We start from the raw sequence: 16,058 nt of genomic DNA on the forward strand, positions 1-16,058 counted from the left end.
ACCCACCCCCGGCACCACCAGCCCCGTCTCGTAGGCCGTCACCACCAACTGAGCGCGATCCCGAGCCCCCAGCTTCGTCAACAACCGACTGACGTGCGTCTTGGCCGTCAGCGGCGACAGGTGCAGCGCGCCGGCGATCTCGTCGTTCGACAGGCCCGTGCCGACCAGTGTCAGAACCTCGCGCTCGCGCTCGGTGGTGCTGGCGGTGAAGGCCGTGCTGTTCCACCTGCTCTCGGTCGGCGCGGCCTACGGGGTGATGGTGCTGGTCTGGCAGGACGGCCACGGCAGCCACGCGCTGTGGGGCGTCCCGGCGACCGGCTCGGTGACCGTGTGGGTGCCGATCATGGTGTTCGCGTTCCTGTTCGGCCTGTCGATGGACTACGAGGTCTTCATCCTCACCCGCATGCGCGAGGAATACGACGCCACCGGCGCCACCGACCACGCCGTCGTGACCGGCATCGGCCGTACCGGCCGCCTGGTGACGAGCGCGGCGCTGATCCTGTTCCTGTCGTTCCTGTCGATGTCGACCACCCCCACGGTGGACGTGAAGGTCCTCGCCACCGGCCTCGGTGCCGGCATCCTCCTGGACGCCGTGGTCGTGCGCTGCCTGCTGGTCCCGGCGATGGTCGGGGTGCTGGGCCGGTGGAACTGGTGGCTGCCGGGCTGGGCGGCTTCGGTGTTGCGGGTGGCGCCTTCGCCGGTGCCGCCGGCTGAGCGGGTGGTGGCGGTGGGGGTGGCGACAGCGACGGCTGACAGGTAGCGCCAGCGCAGGGCGGCGCCTCGTCAAAGACGCAGGAGTCGGCGGGCGTTGCCGAACGCGATCTTCTGCTTGTCGCCTTCCGGCAGGGCCGTGCGGTCGAGAGCCGCGATGGCCCTGTCGGTCTGTTCGTAGGGGTAGTCGATGGCGAACAGCACCGCCTCCGCGCCGATCACGTGCACCAACGCTTCGATGGCGGCCGGGGCCAGGAGGCCGCTGGTGGTGGCCAGGACGTTGGTGCCGAAGTACTCGGACGGGTTGCGTAGCAACGGCTTCGGGACGGTGAGGGTCGCGTAGCGCGAGTCGAATCGGGAGAGCTGGAACGGCAGGAATTCGCCGCCGTGCCCGAGGATCATCCGTGCGGTCGGGTGCCGGTCGAAGACTCCGGACATCACGACGCGCATCGCGTGGCCGCCGGTCGTCGCCTGCCAGCTCCACAGCGCGCCGTCGAGTTCGGGGTGGCCGTCGAGGACGTGCCAGCGGTCCGCCGGAGGCATGCCAGGGTGCAGATACAGGGGGACGTCGAGCTCGGCCAGCGTTGACCAGACCTGGTCGAAGGCCGGGGCGTCGAGGTATTCGCCCTGGATGTGGTCGTTGACGAGGACGCCCTTGAACCCGAGGTGCCCGACGGCGCGGTGCAGCTCCTCCACGGCCGCGTCCGGGTTCTGGAGGGGGAGCGCGGCGAAGGCTGCGAACCGGGTCGGGTGGGTGTGGACGATCGCGGCGAGGGAGTCGTTCACGAACCGGGCGTCGGCCACGGCGCGCCGCGGATCGGGGTCGGCCTCGATGCCCGGGACGGTGAGCGAGAGTACCTGCATCGCGACACCGTTGGCGTCCATGTCGGGCAGCCGGAAGTCGGTCACGTCGGGAAGCCGGGCCATCACGTGCGCGATGAAGTCCGGCTGGATGTTGTCCGGGTAGGGCATCGGCGGCCGGCGCGAGGCGAGAGCGGGGAAAGCGATGGCTTCCTCAAGGGCGATGTACCCGTTCACGGTGATCAGGCCTTTCCGACCGGTACCAGGATCTTCGCGTTCTGTGTGGGGTGCTCGGCTTCGTCGAGCATGAGGGCCGCGGCGGTGGCGCGGGAGATGCGCGGCGGCCAGAAGGGCTTCGGGTAGTCGGTCAGGGCGACGGTGCGGCGGGTGTCGCTGATGCCGCCGACTTGCAGGTCCGGTGCGTGGAAGACGGTCACGCCGGCGTCCAGGGCGATCCGGTCAGCGTCGGCCTTTTCAGGGAGCTGCTTGCCGATGACCAGCTTCATGAGCGTCTGGTACACCCCGCCACCGGCCCCGGCCGACGCCCCGGACCCGAGCGCGCCGAGCGCGATCCTGCGGGTCGGCAGTCCGGCCAGCACCTTGGCGCCGGCGAGCAGCGTCCCGGGCCCGTCGCCCTTGCTGATGCCGAGCGTGGAGATCACGACGTCCGCGTCGCTCAGGTCGGGGAACGCCTCCGGCTTGGTGACGTCGGCTTGGCGGACCTCGACGGTGCCCTGCTCGGGCCGGGCGTAGGCATCCGGGCGGCGAACCAGGGCGATGACTTCGTGGCCCCGTTCAACGGCCTGCCGGACGACCAGCTGCCCGACCTTGCCGGTGGCACCGAGAACTGCGACACGCATGGCTGCCTCTCTAACTGAACAAGTGTTGGTGACTTAAGTAAACGAGTGTTGGTTAGAGCTGTCAAGCCGGTGCGCGCCAGGGTGGGAGTGCTGAGCGGGCAGCTGGTGCCGTGTCGGGCAACGTTTGCCTGGGAGTTCGCGCTTTGCTCGGGCGGGAGTCCGCGATGTGGTTCGCGATGTGGTTCGCGATGTGGTTCGCGATGTGGTTCGCGATGTGTCGGTCGGCGGGCGGGATCTGTTGGCGGGCGGATCTGTTGGCGGGTGAGTTTGCTGGGGGCTTGAGTTTGTGGGCCGGGTTGCGGTTGGGGTGTGGGTTGAAAGGCGATTTTTACGGCCTTCGGTCATAGTTGTGCCGGTTCGGGGTTCGGGGTGGTGGGTGTGTTTGTCGGCTGCCGGTTCCCGCGTTCACAACCCCGCCGCACCTCAGGCCTCTTCAACTCCAGCAAGTCAGTGCAAGGGGCACAAGCAAGATCAACAGCACAAGCAAGATCAAGGGCAAGAGCCACAAGCAAGATCAAGAGCTGAAGGTCAAGGTCAAGGTCAAGGGCTGTGGTGAAGAGCCGGGCCTCCGGCGGGCCTCGGCAACCTCAGGGAAACTAGCGCGGTTCCCTCGGGTGGCTGGGTGAGTCTCAGCGGCGGCGGTCCCTGAGGTGGCTACGGTCCGTTCCCCTCGGTCGCGTCGTCAGCCCGGGGGGTACAGCACCGGTGTCCGGGGGTCAAGTCCGCGCGCGGCGGTTGTGCAGGTTGGCGGCGGTTTTGTTCAGCGCGAACTTGACCCCCGGCCACCGGCACTGTAGGCGAAGCCCTGCCGACGCGACCGAGGGGAACGAACCGAAAACCAGCCGGAGAAATACAAAACGGGTGGTGCGGGTACCGGCGGCTCGGCGAGCACGGCCGCCAGTCAGGGTACTGGCAACGCAGCAGCCCCGAGGTGCGCATTCTGGGCTGGCGAGCTCAGCCGCTGGCCTGGGGGCTGGCAGTGCAGCAGTCCCGAAGGTACGCATTCTGGGCTGGCGGGCGCGGCAGTTCCGAGGGCGCATTCTGGGTTGGCGGGTGCAGGTGTGGGCGCGGGCTCGCCTGGCCGCCAAGATCGCCGCCGCCGGATGACAGATAGACCTGGCCACTAAGGCACGCCGCCTACCGCACCCGGGCATGTTCCCGACCAACCGAACACCGGCCCGCCGCCAAGGCCTCACCGGCAGCCGCATCAACCAACCGGTGTCCTCGTTCCCTGCGTCTTGTATTTCTCCGGCTGGTTTTCGGTTCGTTCCCCTCGGTCGCGTCGGCAGGGCTTCGCCTACAGTGCCGGTGGCCGGGGGTCAAGTTCGCGCCATACGAAACCGCCGCCTACCTGCATGTCCGCCGCGCGCGGACTTTACCCCCGGACACCGGTGCTGTACCCCCCGGGCTGACGACGCGACCGTGGGGAACGGACCGCACCACCCCACAAACCGCCACCGCTGAGACTAGATCAGCCACCCTAGGGAACCGCGCTAGTTTCCCTGAGGTTGCCGAGGCCCGCCGGAGGCCCGGCTCTTCATCACAGTTTTTGACCTTGCGCTGGCTTACTGGAGTTGAAGAGGCCTGAGGTGCGGCGGGGTCGTGAACGCGCGAACCGGCAGCCGACAAACACACCCGCCGACCCGAACCCCGAACCGGCACAACTATGACCGAAGGCCGTAAAAAGCCTTTGAAAACCACAGACCAACCGCAACCCGGCCAGCAATCTAGCGAAGCCACCACGCCGACAACCTCCGCCCAGGCCAAACCATCACCAGCGCAAACGTTGCCTGATACGGCACTACACTAGTAGTACCGCTCCAGCAATTTCAGGATTTCGTCGGCCTCGCCGGACAGCATGGAAGCACGCACCACCGGATCCATGAGGTCCAGCGAACCGACGCGGTCCAGCTCCAACGCCCACACGGCCTCGGGCCCGGCCAAGCTGGCCAACCGCGCGTAGCCGCTTAGCAGGCGGTAGAGATTCTTGTCGGTGAAGCAGCGGCGCAGGGCGTTCTGGACGACGGTGGCGTCATCAGCATATGTCAGTGGCCAGACATAGGCCGGCTCCGGCGAATCACTCACCAGCGACGGCATCACCTGCATCACGCCGCCGAAGTCGTCGCAACGCAGGACCACGTCGATCCGCACCCGCTCGGTGGTGGTCTTGCTGACGAACACGTCGCGCAGCATCTCCGGCGTGACCCGCCTGCGCCGTACCAGCCGGCTCCGCGCGGACTGTGCCGCCGCGGGATGATTCGCCACCCAGACGTGCCACCGCCGCGGCCCCGGCGCTCGCGTCGCGAGGCGCAGGTTGATCCGCACGCAGATCCTGCACAGGAACACCGGCACTTGAAAGATCCACGACAGCACCTCCCCGGCGGCGTCCAGCCAGTCCTCGTTTCCGCCTGACAGCAGGCCCGCAAAGCCCAGCAACAGGCCCAGGGCAGCCAGCAGCGCGAGCAGGCTGATCGCGACGACCAGGAGCATCAGCACGACGGTGAGCGCGCCGGAGAAGACGGCTGCGACAGCGTGGACCACGTCATCCACCGTAGTGCAGAGCGTTGACGCTGGTGAGCGGCTCGGACCGGTGCCGGTTGCCCCCGGGGAAGCGCCCCGGACGCCGCGCGGCGGCCGCCGGACCGGAGTCCGACGGCCGCCGCATGGCTCTCCCGGCGCCCGGCGTCGGCCCTGTCTCAGGACGTCAGCGCCGACCCCGTCCGGGTCCGGCGACCGGAACCGGCGCGCGCCGGGGAGCCGGTCTCACCGCCTCACGGCATAGCCGCCAGGTGCGGGGCGACGGTGTTCACGAAACTCCAGCCGTTGCTGGCGTCCCAGTTGATCGACCACGTCATCGCGCCGCGGATACTCGGCCAGGTGCTCGGCGGGACGAACGATCCGCAGTTCGTCTTGGACGCCAGGCAGTCCAGCGCGTCGTTCACCACCGACGGCGACACGTACCCGCCGCCGGCCGCGCTGCCCGAGGCCGGCAGGCCCAGGCCCACCTGGTCCGGACGCAGGCCGCCCTGCAGCTGGATGCAGGCCAGCGCGGTGATGAAGTTCTCCGTGCCCTCGGCGTAGACGCCCTGGTCGCAGCCGTTCATCGTGCCGGAGTTGTAGTACTGCGTGTTGTTGATCGTGAGGATGTTCTTGATGTTCAGCGCCAGCTGGAAGTACGCCATGCCGGTGGACTGCATGTCGATGGTCTGCGGGGCCATCGTGACGATCAGCCCCGAGCCGGCCTTGGCCGACAGCGACTCCAGCGCCTGGCCCATGTACGTGGCGTTGACGCCGTTCTCCAGGTCGATGTCGACGCCGTCGAACCCGTAGCTCTGCATGAGCCCGTAGACGCTGTTGGTGAAGTTGTTCGCCGACGTGGAGTCGCTGACGCTGATCGCGCCGTTCTGCCCGCCGACCGAGATGATCACCTTCTGGCCGCGCGAATGCAGAGTCGCGATGTCCGCCTTGAACTGCGCGTCGGTGTATCCGCCGAGCGCCGAGGACAGCCCGGAGTCGACGCTGAACGTCACGCCGCCGGGGTTGCTCGGGTCGGCGTTCGCGAACGCCACCGCGACCAGGTTGTACCCGGCCGGCACGGCCGCCAGGCTCAGCGGCTGGGCGGAGTTCACGAAGTCGTGCCAGTACCCGGTCAGCACATGCTTGGGCAGCGAACCGCCACTGCCCCCGGAACTGGCCGTGGTGGCACTCACCGCCGCGGACTGCGCGGACTCGCCGGCGGCGTTGGTCGCCGAGACCGTGTAGCTGTAGCTGGTGGACGCGCTCAGACCGGAGTCAGTGTACGAAGTCCCGGTCACGCCGGCGACCTTCGAACCGCCCCGGTACACGTTGTACCCGGTCGCACCGCTGGCCGCGCTCCATGCCAGCGACACCGAACTCGCGGTCGTCCCGGACACCGTCAGCCCGCTCGGAGTCGGCGGCACCGAGGTCCCGCTCGACGCCGTGGTGGCGCTGACCGCCCCGGACTGCGCCGACTCCCCTGCGGAGTCGGTCGCGGAAACCGTGTAGCTGTAACTGGTCGAAGCACTCAGGCCGGAGTCAGTGTACGAAGTCCCGGTCGCGCTCCCGACCAGCTTGCCGCCGCGGTAGACGTTGTACCCGGTGGCGGTGCTGGACGCGCTCCACGACAGCGACACCGAACTGGACGTCGTGCCGGTCACCGCCAGGCCGGTCGGCACGGGGGGCACCTGAGTCTGGCCACCCGGTCCGATCAGCGAGACGTCGTCCGCGTAGTACGTGCCCTGCCCGTACCAGCCGTGCAGGTAGATCTGGACGCTCGTGGTCGAGGCGCCGGTGGTGAAGCTGGTCGACAGCTGCTGGTAGGAGGACGCCGACGGCGTCCACGTGGAGCTGTAGCCGGTGGCGCCTATGTAGACGTAGGCGCCCTGGACATAGGCCGACAGCGTGTAGGCCGAATTCGGCTGCACCGCCACCGTCTGCGTACACTGCGCGTCGTCGGAGCTGTTCGCCGCTCCGGCCAACGCGTAGCCGCCGCTGTGGACCGGGGACGACACCACACTGCCGGTGCCGGCGTCACACGTCCAAGGGCTCAGGCTTCCGGTCTCGAAGCCGGGGTTCACCACCAGATTGCTGTCGGCGTGGGCGCGGGACGCGCTCATCGCGACAGTCATCGTGGCGGCGGTCAGGATGGCGGCCAACATGGCCGCGAACGCACGCAAGCGCGTTCTTGCCAAGGTCAAAGCACACCTCTCTTGGGGAAGACCCCGCAGATCTTGTGGGGGTAGTGGTCTACACCACGGGGGCTGTGTTCAAAATGGTGTAGACCAGACGGGGTGTCAAGAGTCTGAACGCCCGGGGATTCCCTGAGGAGCGGCGGATGACGCTCTCAGCATCGAAGCGCTGGCCGCGCACGCGCGGAACCCGCCGGACGCACCGGCCGAACTACGAGCCCGGCTCAGGGCCCTGTTATGGAGCACCAACGCCGCGCCGAGCGGACCTCGGGCTGACTCCTACGGAGCCGGCACTGGTGGAGATGTTCCTGCGCAATCCGCGCCGGGTACCGGGCCGGACCCAGATCTTCGAGACAATCCGGGGACACGACTTCGGCCCGGACTCCAACGCGCCGCGGGTCACTCTCCCGGACGCAACAACACCGTGAACGGCACACCGATCCGGCGCCAGGCCTCGGCGGCCTCCTCCCAGACCTCCAGGGCGATGCTGTAGGCGTCCAGGTCGGCGAAGGCGAACGTGTTGCTGTCCTCGAACACGGTGAGGATCCCGGCGCCGCTGCCGGCCTCCGGCGGGGGCAGCCACTGCAGATCGGCGAGGCAGTCGGCGAGCGCGTCCCAGTTGTGGCCGAAGTAGGCCGGGAAGCGGTAGGAGCGTTCGCACTCCTCCAGGAACTGCGGCTTGTCGCGAACGCGCGAGCCGTCCACGATGACGCAGCGCCAGCCGATCTCCTCGGCCTCGGCGCGGATCTCGGCGGCGGGACGGTCGGAGTGCCACAGGTGGACTCCCGGACCGGCGTCGCCGAGGACGTGGGCCAACGCTGTCATGGCGTACCACCTCGCAGGACCCACATGAAGGACCGGTAATGGTCCGGGGTGTAGTAGAGCTCGCTTTTGCGGCCGAGGATGAGCCGCCGCGCGCCGCGGTCTGCCGCACCGGGCGTGGCGACGGTGTATTCACGGTAGTAGCCGCTCGGCTCGGAGGGCAGGCGGCGCTCGCGGTTCTGGAAGGTGACGCCGTCCTGCCGGTACTGGAAGGTGCCGCCGTCGTCGATGCGCTTGATCACGTCGCGCGCCTCGGCGGGCAGGGCCGACTCGGCGATGCTGGCCATGCCCGCGGGCTTGGCCACCGAGGTCGTGCTCTTGCCGGACGAGCCACTGCCACTGCCGCTATCGCCGCCGCTGCCACAGCCCGCGAGCGCGACGAGCGCGACGAGCGCCGCGAGCAGCAGCATGAGCAGACTGATGCGACGACGCGACGCGGACGGGCTCACGTTGGGAGCCTAACGCAGGGTGCCCTTACCGGCACGCGATCGCGGCACGAGTGGCGCCATGGGTGGCGCTGGGAATCGCGACGTGAGTGGCGCCGGGAATCGCGACATGAGTGGCGCTAGGAATCGCGGCATGAGTGGCGGCATGCCGGGCTGGTGGCCGGCGCGGACTGACCGCGCCGGCCCCACAACCACTACCCCCGAAGCATCCCGCTCAGCTCAGCCGCGGCCGCACCCGGATCAGCGGCCTCGGTCAGTGCCCGCACCACGACCACCCGGCGCGCGCCGGCGGCCAGCACCTCGCCGAGGTTCCCGGCGTCGATCCCGCCGATCGCGAACCACGGCCGCGAGCCTTCCGGGGCCAGCAGCGCCGCGTACTCGACCAGGCTGAGGCCGGGGGCGGGGCGTCCGGGTTTGGTCGGGGTCGGCCAGACCGGGCCGGTGCAGAAGTAGTCCACACCGTCGGCCAGCGCGGCCTCGTCGACTTCCTCCTCGGCGTGGCAGGAGCGGCCGATGATCGGGTTCTCGCCGATGATGCGGCGCGCGAGCGAGACCGGCAGGTCGTCCTGGCCGAGGTGGAGGATGTCCGACCCGGCGCCCAGGGCCACGTCCGCGCGGTCGTTGACGGCCAGCAGCTTCCCGTGCCGCTGACAGGCGTCGGCGAACACTTCGAGCGCCGCCAGTTCCTGCCGCGCCTCCATGCCCTTCTGCCGCAGCTGGACGATGTCCACGCCGCCGCCGAGCACCGCGTCCAGGAACTGCGGCAGGTCGCCTTGCTTCTCCCGGGCGTCGCAGCACAGATACAGCCGGGCGTCCGCCAGCTTGGCGCGCGGCCCGGCCGCCGCCGGACTCACAGCTCGGCCTGCGCGCGCCGCCGCACCTCGGTCCCGCGGTTCTCGCGCAGCGCCTGGACCGGGGTGCCGGGCAGCGAGTCGTCGGGGGTGAACAGCCAGCGCAGGGCTTCGGCGTCGGTGAACTTCGCGTCCTTGAGCAGGGTCAGGGTGCCGGTCAGGCCCTTGACCGTGTGGTCCTCGACGATGAACCCGGCCGGGACGTGCAGGGCGTGGTTCTCGCCGCGGCGGACGGCGATCAGCTGGTTGTCGCGCAGCAGCTGGCGGATGCGGGTCACCTGGACGCCGAAGCGCTCCGCGACGTCCGGGAGGGTCAGCCACTCCCCCACGAGGGCGTCGATGGCGGGGTCGATCGAGTCGCGCTGGGCCTCGACGGAACGGGTCCCAACAGCGGTGTTCTTCTCAGTCACGCCCTCCAGCATGCCAGGAGTTCTAGAGCACCGCCGACGTTAAAGCCTCCCCGGCATCGGCCACCCGGGCGGCGTCCAGCACCGCGGCGGCGGTCACCAGCCGCCGGCCCTGCGCCAGATCGCGCGGCCGGCCCACGGCCAGCACCGCGGTCAGCCGTCCGTGCGGGTCCAGCCAGCACACCGACCAGGTCGCCGCGGCCAGGTCGCCGCGCAGCACCATGCGGTCGGCGGAGGTGTGGTGCCCGACGTACTGCACCATCCGCCCGAACTGCTCGCTCCAGAAGTACGGCACCGGGTCGTGCACGGCCGCGCCGACGCCGTCCAGCACGTTCGGCACCAGCGCCTGCGGGCCGCGCAGCGCGTTGTCCCAGTGTTCGACCCGGATGTGCCGGCCGCCGTAGCGGACGCTGCGGTAGGCCGCGACGTCGCCGACCGCGAACACGCCGGGGACGTTGGTCTCCAGGTGCTCGGACACCAGCAGCGAGCCGTCCTTGGCCCGGTGGAACGCCTCGCCGAGCCAGCGGGTGTCCGGCCGCGCCCCGACCGCGACCAGCGTGTGGTCGGTGCCCGGCGGCGGGCCGTCGACCGGGTCCGAGCACCGCAGGTCGGCGCCGGCCTGCGCGTACCAGCCGGCCATGGCCTCGCCGACCTGGGGCGGGAACACCGCGGCCAGCGGCCGTTCCCGGGCCTCGTGGATCACCACCTCGGTCCCGGCGTCGCGGGCCGCGGTGGCCACCTCGGCGCCGATCCACCCGGCGCCGACGATGGCCATCGGCTTGCCGCCGTTGATGCGTGCGCGCAGCCGTACGGCGTCCTCGTAGGTGCGCAGTGTCTCGCCGAAGCCGAGCCGGATCGGTTCGGAGCCGGTGGCCACGACCAGCCGGTCGTAGCGCAACTCCACGCCGGTCTCGGTGCTGACCACGCCCGGCGCCCAGGCCACGGCGCGCTCGCCGAACCGGCAGTCCACCTCGGCCTCGGCGAAGTCGAAGGCGAAGGCGAGCTCGCCGACCTCCTGCTCGGTGGCGCGGCCGGAGCCGGTCAGCACCGCTTTGGACAGCGGCGGCCGGTCGTAGGGGGCGTGCTGTTCGGCGCCCAGGAACGTGATCGCGCCTTGGAAACCCTTCTCGCGCAGTGACCGCACCGTGTGCAGCCCCGCCATCCCGCCGCCGACAACGAGAACACGTTCTAGTTTCATCGTCCGCCACTGTATCTCGGGGAAAACCTGTATGGGCCATCATGGTCGCCGTGGCGAGCGAGGACTACCCGGACACCCCGATCGAGGCCGAGGCCGACGGGGACAGCACCGAGATAACAGCCGACGACAGCGGCGAGGACCATGGCCGCTCCCCGCACGCCGTGCAGCGCGTGACCTGGGCCGAATTGTTCTTCGACCTGGTCTTCGTATTCGCGGTGACGCAGATCGCGCACGCGGTCTACGTCGGCGCCGGGTGGGCCGGCCTGGGCCGCTCGGTGCTGCTGTTCGTGCCGTTCTGGTGGGCCTGGGTCGGCTGCGCCATCCTGTTCAACGGCATGGTGATCACCGCGACGAAGCGGCACCTGCTGCTGTTGGCGATCGCCGGGGCCGCGTTCGTCATGTGCATCTCGGTGCCGGACGCCTACGGCAACCGCGGCGTGCTGTTCGGCGGCGCGTACCTGGTCTCCCGGATCCTGCTCGGCATCCCGATGCAGCGACGCGAGGCGTTCCGGATCCGGCTGAACCCGTTCACCGTCGGCGTCCTGGCCGGTCTGGCCTGGACCCTGGCCGGGCTGCTCCCGGCCGATAGCCGGCAGTGGGCCTGGCTGGCGATCGCGCTGATCGAGCTCGCGGTGCCGATAGTGCTCGGGCACCGGCTGGACTACATGCAGTTCGACGCCTCGCACCTGCCGGAGCGCTTCGGATTGTTCATCATCATCGCGCTCGGCGAGACGCTGACCGACATCGGGCAGGGCGGAACGCATATCGCGCTGCACAGCCAGGAGGCGGTGACGCTGTTCGTCGCCTTTCTGCTGTCCTGCGGGCTGTGGTGGACGTACTTCCAGTACGGGGCCTCGGCGACCGAGCACGCGCTGCGGGTCGCCAAGGTGCCGGCAGTCCTGGTCCGGTCCTCGTTCACCTACGGGCACATGCTGTTCGTGCTGGGCATCATCCTGGCCGCGGCCGGGATGTCGCAGGCGGTGGCCGATCCGGGGGCGCATTTGCACGGCATGCACGCGCTGCTGCTCGGCAGCGGGGTGACGCTCTACATCGCGACGTTCTGCTACACCCGGATCATGATGTTCGGCGGCGCCTCCTACACCCGGGTCGGAGCCGCGCTGGGGGCCGCCGTCATCACGGCGCTGTCCCCCGGCCTGCCCGCGCTGGCGCCGCTGGCGATGTTGGCCGCGCTGGTCATCGCACTCAACGCGGTCGAGTTCTACCGGGTCAGCACTGGCAAGCCGCTGCTGCTGATCAACGTGTGGCAAGGGGCGGCCGGCCGCTGAACCTCGTACGTCCGCCGCTGAACCTCGTACACCGGCCGCGCAATCCCGTAACCCGGCCGCTGAATCCCGTACATCGGACGTCGGATCTACACTGATGACCATGCCCGAACCCGCTCGTTCAGACGTTCTGATCATCGGCGGCGGCCTGATCGGTCTGGCCACCGCCTGGCGGACCGCGGTCCGGGGACTGTCGGTGACGCTCTGCGATCCGGCGCCGGGGGCCAACGCCTCGTTCGCGGCGGCCGGGATGCTGACCCCGGTCACCGAACTGCACTACGGCGAGGAGACCCTGCTCGACCTGAACCTGGCCTCGGCCAAGCGGTATCCGTCCTTCATCGCCGAACTCCAGGAGGCCGCCGGCGGCCTGGACCCCGGCTATACCGAGGCCGGGACGCTGGTCGTGGCCTTCGACGGCGACGACCGCGAAGTGCTCGCCGACCTGCACCTGTTCCAGCAGTCGCTGGGGCTCAAGGCCGAGTGGCTGGCCGGCAGCCAGGCCCGGCGGCTGGAGCCGATGCTGGCGCCGAGCGTGCGCGGCGGACTGCTGGTCAGCGGGGACCACCAGGTCGACAACCGGATGCTGCTGGCCGCGTTGTTCGCGGCGCTGGAGCGGGAGCCCCAGGTGCGGATCGTACGGTCGAAGGTCGCCGAGGTGACCGTGGCCGGGGACCGCGCGACCGGCGTGGTGCTGGACGACGGCAGGGCACTGGCCGCCGAGCAGGTGGTGCTGTCGGCCGGCTGCTGGTCCGGGCAGATCGGCGGCATCCCGCCGGAGCTGCTGCCGCCGGTGCGGCCGATCAAGGGGCAGATCCTGCGGCTGGCGGTGCCGGAGGTGTTCCGGCCGTTCGTCTCCCGCACGGTGCGCTACGTCGTCCGCAACAACCAGGCCTACCTCGTGCCGCGCGCCCACGGCGAACTCGTCCTCGGCGCCACGGTCGAGGAGCAGGACTACGACACCACAGTCACCGCCGGCGGCGTCTACGAACTGCTGCGCGACGCCCGCGAACTGGTCCCCGGCATCACCGAGCTGCCGCTGATCGAGACCCGGGCCGCGCTGCGCCCCGGCACCCCCGACAACGCCCCGATGATCGGTCCCACCGCGCTGCCCGGGCTGCTCTACGCCACCGGCCACTACCGGCACGGCGTACTGCTCACCCCGGCCACCGCCGACGGGATGGCCGAGATCCTGGCCACCGGCGAGGTCCCGGAGGCGCTGGCCCCCTTCAGTCCCCAACGGTTCGGGCGTCCCCAGAAATGAGCGCTGAGCACATGCAGTCCTCGCACACGCAGTCGTCGCAGATGCAGTCGTCGCAGATGCAGTCGTCGCAGATGCAGTTGTCCGTGAACGGCGAGCCCTCGCAGCTCACCGAGGGCACCACCGTCGCCGACCTGGTCCTCTCGCTGGTCCAGGCGGCGCGCGACGGCAACCGCGGCGGCATCGCCGTGGCCGTCAACGAAACGGTCGTCCCGCGCGCGTCCTGGGACGGCACCCCGCTCGCGGCCGGCGACCGGGTCGAGATCCTGACCGCCGTGCAAGGAGGCTGACATGACGACGCTGTTCGAAGCAGCACGCGGGGAGTCCGGCGCCGGCAGCAGCCCCGCCCCGGCCGCCAAGCCCACCGACGTCTTCGAACTCGGCGGCAAGACCTTCTCCTCCCGACTGATCATGGGCACCGGCGGCGCACCGTCGCTGGAGGTACTGGAGCAGGCACTACTGGCCTCCGGCACCGAACTGACCACAGTGGCCCTGCGGCGCGTGTCCACAGCCACCCGCGGCTCAGTACTGGACCTGCTCAAGCGCAACAACATCCAGGTCCTGCCGAACACCGCCGGCTGCTTCACCGCCGGCGAGGCGATCCTGACCGCCCGCCTGGCCCGCGAGGCCCTGGGCACCGACTGGATCAAGGTCGAGGTGATCGCCGACGAACACACCCTGCTCCCCGACCCGATCGAACTGGTCGCAGCCGCCGAAGCCCTGGTGGACGACGGCTTCACCGTCCTGCCCTACACCAACGACGACCCGGTACTGGCCAAACGACTGGAGCAACTCGGCTGCGCGGCCGTAATGCCGGCCGGCGCACCGATCGGCTCCGGCCTGGGCGTCCGCAACCCGCACAACATCGAGCTGATGGTGGACGCCGTCTCGGTCCCGGTGATCCTGGACGCCGGCATCGGCACCGCCTCGGACGCCACGCTGGCGATGGAGCTGGGCTGCTCGGGCGTCATGCTGGCCACTGCGGTCACCCGCGCACAGAACCCGGTGGCGATGGCTAGCGCGATGCGGCACGCGATTGAGGCTGGGCGGCTGGCGCGCGGGGCGGGGCGGATGCCTAAGCGCTATCACGCGCAGGCTTCTTCGACTATGGATGGTCGGGCGCATTTGCGTGATGAGGTGCCTGAGTTCGACGATTGAGTTTTGCTGCTTGGTCTGTGGCTGCCGATAGATCTATACCGCCGGAGCTGTTCGGGGTTCGGGTCTTTCTGTGGGGCTGGAGTTCTCGGGCCGGGTTGCGGTTGGCGTGTGGGTTGAAAGGCGATTTTTACGGCCTTCGGTCATAGTTGTGCCGGTTCGGGGTTCGGGTCGGTGGGTGTGTTTGTCGGCTGCCGGTTCGCGCGTTCACAACCCCGCCGCACCTCAGGCCTCTTCAACTCCGGCAAGTCGGAGCAAGGGCACAGGCAAGATCAAGAGCTAGATCAACAGCACAGGCCAGATCAACAGCAAGATCAAAGTCAAAACCATGGTGAAGGGCCGGGCCTCCGGCGGGCCTCGGCAACCTCAGGGAAACTAGCGCGGTTCCCTAGGGTGGCTGGGCCAGGGCTCAGCGGCGGCGGCCTGTGAGGTGGTGCGGTCCGTTCCCCACGGTCGCGTCGTCAGCCCGATGGGTACAGCACCGGTGTCCGGGGGTAAAGTCCGCGCGCGGCGGTCATGCAGGTAGGCGGCGGTTTCGTACGGCGCGAACTTGACCCCCGGCCACCGGCACTGTAGGCGAAGCCCTGCCGACGCGACCGAGGGGAACGAACCGAAAACCAGCCGGAAGAATAGCAATCGCAGGGAACATGGACACGAGTTCTGCGATTCTTCTGCCGGTCAGGACCTGGCGGCGGGCCGGTGATCAGCTGGTCGTTGACATATCCGCCTTCTGTTGGTCTGACTCGGCATACCTGCTATCGCGGCGGTATCGATTGTGGCCGCACTGATCCGGCACCCGCCAGCTCGGAATCCGCACCCGAGCGACTGCCGCGCTGCCAGCCCCCTGACCGGCAGCCGAACTCGCCGAGCCGCCGGTACCGCACCCCCTGCTTTGCACTTCTCCGGCTGGTTTTCGGTTCGTTCCCCTCGGTCGCGTCGGCAGGGCTTCGCCTACAGTGCCGGTGGCCGGGGGTCAAGTTCGCGCTATCAAAAACCGCAGCTCACACGCATGACCGCAAGTGCGCGGACTTTACCCCCGGACACCGGTGCTGTACCCCCCGGGCTGACGACGCGACCGAGGGGAACGGACCGCACCACCCCACAAACCGCCGCCGCTGAGACTAGATCGGCCACCCGATGGACTGGCGCTAGTTTCCCTGAGGTTGCCGAGGCCCGCCGGAGGCCCGGCCCTTCACCACAGCTCTTGATCTTGCTGTTGATCTGGCCTTTGATCTGGCTCTTGCCCTTGCTCAGGCCTACCGGAGTTGAAGAGGCCTGAGGTGCGGCGGGGTTGTGAACGCGAAAACCGGCAGCCAAGTCGCATACCTGCCGACTCGAACCCCGAACCGGCACAACTATGACCGAAGGCCGTAAAAATCGGCGCCCCTGACTTATCCGTGGGTGGTTCGGCCGGGTAGTTGGGGTCGGTAGCCGCCGTGGGCGAGGAGTGCGAGGGCGATGAGGGCTTCGGGGTTGGTGAAGCCGTAGGCGGTGCGGGTGATCTGGCGGATTTTGGTGTTCATGGATTCGATCAGGGCGTTGGACAGGTTGTGGTCG

16 protein-coding genes and 1 pseudogene are annotated in these 16,058 nt (G+C 69.3%); 6 read left to right on the plus strand and 11 right to left on the minus strand.

Annotated features, from left to right (window positions below; all coding sequences use genetic code 11):
• Positions 1–195, minus strand: a pseudogene (locus tag KGQ19_RS40845) (response regulator transcription factor); the annotation flags it as partial.
• A gap of 19 nt (positions 196–214) precedes the next feature.
• On the opposite strand from KGQ19_RS40845, the gene KGQ19_RS40850 reads away from it, so the two are divergent.
• Complete coding sequence (locus KGQ19_RS40850) at positions 215–760, plus strand: MMPL family transporter (protein ID WP_307856667.1); 546 nt, start codon at positions 215–217, stop codon at positions 758–760.
• A 23-nt stretch (positions 761–783) separates the two neighbouring features.
• Here the strand turns inward: KGQ19_RS40850 and KGQ19_RS40855 are convergent, their stop codons facing one another.
• The 4 genes from KGQ19_RS40855 to KGQ19_RS40870 form a co-directional block, all read right to left on the minus strand.
• The gene (locus KGQ19_RS40855; protein ID WP_212019551.1) at positions 784–1,749 is read right to left on the minus strand and encodes an amidohydrolase family protein; all 966 of its coding nucleotides are present in this window, start codon (positions 1,747–1,749) and stop codon (positions 784–786) included.
• Positions 1,750–1,754: 5 nt separating this feature from the next.
• The gene (locus tag KGQ19_RS40860; protein ID WP_212019553.1) at positions 1,755–2,372 is read right to left on the minus strand and encodes an NAD(P)-dependent oxidoreductase; all 618 of its coding nucleotides are present in this window, start codon (positions 2,370–2,372) and stop codon (positions 1,755–1,757) included.
• A 1,806-nt stretch (positions 2,373–4,178) separates the two neighbouring features.
• Positions 4,179–4,862, minus strand: coding sequence for a hypothetical protein (locus KGQ19_RS40865; protein ID WP_212019555.1), 684 nt, complete (start codon positions 4,860–4,862; stop codon positions 4,179–4,181).
• Positions 4,863–5,143: 281 nt separating this feature from the next.
• Entirely contained in the window at positions 5,144–7,051 is a 1,908-nt protein-coding gene (locus KGQ19_RS40870) for a glycoside hydrolase family 18 protein (protein WP_230420223.1), read from the minus strand.
• A gap of 176 nt (positions 7,052–7,227) precedes the next feature.
• Between KGQ19_RS40870 and KGQ19_RS53155 the strand changes: the two genes are divergently transcribed.
• Entirely contained in the window at positions 7,228–7,509 is a 282-nt protein-coding gene (locus tag KGQ19_RS53155) for a helix-turn-helix domain-containing protein (RefSeq protein WP_329956307.1), read from the plus strand.
• Here the strand turns inward: KGQ19_RS53155 and KGQ19_RS40875 are convergent.
• The 5 genes from KGQ19_RS40875 to KGQ19_RS40895 form a co-directional block, all read right to left on the minus strand.
• Positions 7,481–7,906 (minus strand): barstar family protein, encoded by a 426-nt coding sequence (locus KGQ19_RS40875; RefSeq protein WP_212019559.1) that lies wholly within the window; start codon positions 7,904–7,906, stop codon positions 7,481–7,483. The genes KGQ19_RS53155 and KGQ19_RS40875 overlap by 29 nt on opposite strands.
• Positions 7,903–8,352: a guanyl-specific ribonuclease gene (locus KGQ19_RS40880; protein ID WP_212019561.1), complete on the minus strand. Its 450-nt coding sequence runs from the start codon at positions 8,350–8,352 to the stop codon at positions 7,903–7,905. Before KGQ19_RS40880 ends, KGQ19_RS40875 begins: the two co-directional genes overlap by 4 nt.
• Positions 8,353–8,543: 191 nt before the next feature.
• Positions 8,544–9,203, minus strand: a complete 660-nt coding sequence (thiE, locus tag KGQ19_RS40885; protein WP_212019563.1) for a thiamine phosphate synthase — start codon at positions 9,201–9,203, stop codon at positions 8,544–8,546.
• Positions 9,200–9,622, minus strand: coding sequence for an Rv2175c family DNA-binding protein (locus tag KGQ19_RS40890; protein WP_212019564.1), 423 nt, complete (start codon positions 9,620–9,622; stop codon positions 9,200–9,202). Before KGQ19_RS40890 ends, thiE begins: the two co-directional genes overlap by 4 nt.
• Before the next feature lie 10 nt (positions 9,623–9,632).
• Positions 9,633–10,805, minus strand: coding sequence for an NAD(P)/FAD-dependent oxidoreductase (locus tag KGQ19_RS40895; RefSeq protein ID WP_212019566.1), 1,173 nt, complete (start codon positions 10,803–10,805; stop codon positions 9,633–9,635).
• Between the two features lie 50 nt (positions 10,806–10,855).
• Here KGQ19_RS40895 and KGQ19_RS40900 point away from each other — a divergent pair, with 50 nt between their 5' ends.
• From KGQ19_RS40900 to KGQ19_RS40915, 4 genes are all read left to right on the plus strand, one after another.
• Positions 10,856–12,091 (plus strand): low temperature requirement protein A, encoded by a 1,236-nt coding sequence (locus tag KGQ19_RS40900; protein ID WP_212019568.1) that lies wholly within the window; start codon positions 10,856–10,858, stop codon positions 12,089–12,091.
• Between the two features lie 100 nt (positions 12,092–12,191).
• Entirely contained in the window at positions 12,192–13,349 is a 1,158-nt protein-coding gene (gene thiO, locus KGQ19_RS40905) for a glycine oxidase ThiO (RefSeq protein WP_230420225.1), read from the plus strand.
• Between the two features lie 71 nt (positions 13,350–13,420).
• Positions 13,421–13,636, plus strand: coding sequence for a sulfur carrier protein ThiS (gene thiS, locus KGQ19_RS40910; protein ID WP_212019574.1), 216 nt, complete (start codon positions 13,421–13,423; stop codon positions 13,634–13,636).
• 1 nt (position 13,637) lies between these two features.
• Positions 13,638–14,504: a thiazole synthase gene (locus KGQ19_RS40915; RefSeq protein WP_268908158.1), complete on the plus strand. Its 867-nt coding sequence runs from the start codon at positions 13,638–13,640 to the stop codon at positions 14,502–14,504.
• A gap of 1,388 nt (positions 14,505–15,892) precedes the next feature.
• Here KGQ19_RS40915 and KGQ19_RS40920 read toward each other — a convergent pair.
• A partial coding sequence (locus tag KGQ19_RS40920) for a transposase (RefSeq protein WP_212019578.1) occupies positions 15,893–16,058 on the minus strand: 166 nt, incomplete at its 5' end.

Origin of the sequence: Catenulispora pinistramenti, assembly GCF_018274385.1 — a bacterium.
In the GTDB taxonomy this organism is placed as follows: domain Bacteria; phylum Actinomycetota; class Actinomycetes; order Streptomycetales; family Catenulisporaceae; genus Catenulispora; species Catenulispora pinistramenti.

Bases quoted from the DNA above. Each gene is read 5' to 3' on its own strand.
- KGQ19_RS40865 (WP_212019555.1), bottom strand. From the start codon at position 4,862: ATGCTCCTGGTCGTCGCGATCAGCCTGCTCGCGCTGCTGGCTGCCCTG.
- KGQ19_RS40870 (WP_230420223.1), bottom strand. From the start codon at position 7,051: ATGTTGGCCGCCATCCTGACCGCCGCCACGATGACTGTCGCGATGAGC.
- KGQ19_RS40895 (WP_212019566.1), bottom strand. From the start codon at position 10,805: ATGAAACTAGAACGTGTTCTCGTTGTCGGCGGCGGGATGGCGGGGCTG.
- KGQ19_RS40860 (WP_212019553.1), bottom strand. From the start codon at position 2,372: ATGCGTGTCGCAGTTCTCGGTGCCACCGGCAAGGTCGGGCAGCTGGTC.
- thiS (WP_212019574.1), top strand. From the start codon at position 13,421: ATGCAGTTGTCCGTGAACGGCGAGCCCTCGCAGCTCACCGAGGGCACC.
- KGQ19_RS40915 (WP_268908158.1), top strand. From the start codon at position 13,638: ATGACGACGCTGTTCGAAGCAGCACGCGGGGAGTCCGGCGCCGGCAGC.
- KGQ19_RS40875 (WP_212019559.1), bottom strand. From the start codon at position 7,906: ATGACAGCGTTGGCCCACGTCCTCGGCGACGCCGGTCCGGGAGTCCAC.
- thiO (WP_230420225.1), top strand. From the start codon at position 12,192: ATGCCCGAACCCGCTCGTTCAGACGTTCTGATCATCGGCGGCGGCCTG.
- KGQ19_RS40890 (WP_212019564.1), bottom strand. From the start codon at position 9,622: ATGCTGGAGGGCGTGACTGAGAAGAACACCGCTGTTGGGACCCGTTCC.
- KGQ19_RS53155 (WP_329956307.1), top strand. From the start codon at position 7,228: ATGACGCTCTCAGCATCGAAGCGCTGGCCGCGCACGCGCGGAACCCGC.